General features: G+C 42.0%; 3 protein-coding genes. All 3 read left to right on the forward strand.

The window, feature by feature from the left end; translation table 11 throughout:
• On the forward strand, window positions 1–293 hold a 293-nt coding region (locus ACYVI1_RS17890), incomplete at its 5' end, for a hypothetical protein (RefSeq protein WP_460912106.1).
• A 70-nt stretch (window positions 294–363) separates the two neighbouring features.
• The gene (locus tag ACYVI1_RS17895; protein WP_460912107.1) at window positions 364–864 is read left to right on the forward strand and encodes a hypothetical protein; all 501 of its coding nucleotides are present in this window, start codon (window positions 364–366) and stop codon (window positions 862–864) included.
• Window positions 865–1,395: 531 nt separating this feature from the next.
• A complete protein-coding gene (locus ACYVI1_RS17900) occupies window positions 1,396–1,956 on the forward strand; it encodes a hypothetical protein (RefSeq protein ID WP_460912108.1) in 561 nt (186 codons plus the stop codon).
• Window positions 1,957–2,063 lie beyond the last annotated feature (107 nt).

Raw genomic sequence — 2,063 nt, forward strand, 5'->3', positions numbered from 1 at the left:
ACAAGATGCTCGCCGGTGAGGAGGGTTTTCAGCCCAACCAAACAAGGGTGAAAAGGTCGGGGGCGACCTCAACACGTTTAGCTATCTTGCTCCTCCATCAGCCCTTGTTGGCGTTGGGTGGTCGGTTCATGCAGTACTTCCATTTCGGCGTTTCGGCTGACAGGCAGCGCGTCCCGAAGGTAGGCGGTGGTCCGTTAGGGCAGTTTCGCGTGACAGGCCGAACGCCCCGTGAAGGCGAGTTAAGCTTTGCATTTCCAGATTGTGGCCGACAAGCCAACCGCCTTGAAAGTTAATGTTTTGTTAGCGAATGTTTTAGAGTAGGCCGATTGGGTAGTACAAGAATCTAATAAACATATAAATATCATGCTTCGATTCTCCTTGCTTTTTCTCTTTCTAATTCTTTGTTCAACTGCTAATGGTCAAAAAGTCTGGAAACCATTTACCATCGCAGATTTTGAGCATATTTTGAAACTCAATACTTCACAAGTAAATGAGTTTATAGTATCAAAAAATTTCAAATCATTAACGTCAACGCCAATACCAGAAGATGGATCATTTGTCTTAACTGAGATAGTGGGACGAAAAAAATATTTTATCGGCGATCGAGACAAACAAGAATATTTCAGTCTCCAAGGATTTGATGCCAAAGAAATGAAAACATTATATAACGAGTTGATTGAATCTGGATTTGAGTATCAAAAAAAAATTTCAACAGACGAAAAAAGTTATTACATGAAACCAGGTTGCGGATGGGGTTTTTGTATCAGTTATAAAGAAAATTCAAACTTTGCTTACCATGAAGGTTTGAAGCTCAATTTAGATGACAAAAGTGCAAAGTATTACAGACTAGAAATCTTTAAATAGCTTCCTTGTTTCGCTCCCGTGTGTGCCGCGTCTCGTGTGACACAGGGAACGCCCCGGTCGGTCAAGTTGATCAGACTCGGTAACAGCGGCTTTCGTTTCGCTCCGGCGCAGCGGTTGTGGGCTTCGCGCTCGGTGTGAAAAGATAGGCTTCGTGCGTTGTGTTTCCCTCCGGGTTGCGGGCCTATCTGGCGACAGGCCGCACGTCCCGAAGGCAGAAGGCAACCCAACGTAGCGGGGGGTGTAAAGGCCGCAAGTCCTTTTCGTTCAGTCGAGTTGTGCGCCCGCCCATCAGCCCCCCGGGCGTTGGGTGCGGGTCCATAAAATGCGTGTTCGGCGGGTCGCGGGCGATAGGGAGCCGCCCCGACAGGCAGGTTTAGGCTCGTTCGGTGGTGTCCGGTTGACAGAGTGCACTCGTCGCTGGTCAGGTTTAAACAAACTCGGCGGGTGTAAATAACAAAAATGGTTCTATAGCCTAATGAGTAGACTGTTTGATATAAACCCTTACCCACAAAGATTTACGAATCAAGAACAATGAGAAGAATTGATATTATTACTTCTATCAAAAAGATTCAGAACGCTATCGCAGATTCAAAAATTGATGCTGTTATCGGCGAAATTGTAAGAAAAGATGACAAACTCAATGTTGAAAGTATGCTTGAAAGCATGACAACTTACTCATATTACTACAAAAACTTTACTGATAATGAAAAAAAGATAATTTCAATTTTTCAGTTAGACGGTTTAGAAAACTCAAAAACATGGGTAAATATTTTACTGCCAAATAATACGAGCACCGAAAGAAGAAGCAATTTTTTCAAATACTTTAGTGGATTAAATTTTTTGAACGATTATTTAGATAAAATTATCGAACTTTTTAAACAAGACAATATCGACTATATACAAAGAAGTAATCAAATTGTTTCTAATTACTCTATACAAAATCAAAGCGAGATACTTACTGTTATTCTTCCAGAAAAAGATACTCAAGTATCATCAAATCCAGAACGTCTAATTAAGGTTTTAAGTAGCGTAAACTCATTTTATAAAGTTCTGTCAGAGATTACGGGTCATGAAGATAATGGTGATGGCTGAATAGGGTTGAAATGCATATCTTTGATCATGGTCTTAGAAGCAGTCGCCTGCAAACATTGCGGGCTAACTCAGCAAGTCAAACGATACGGCATTACGCCAACTGGCAC

The organism is Spirosoma areae (assembly GCF_054781775.1).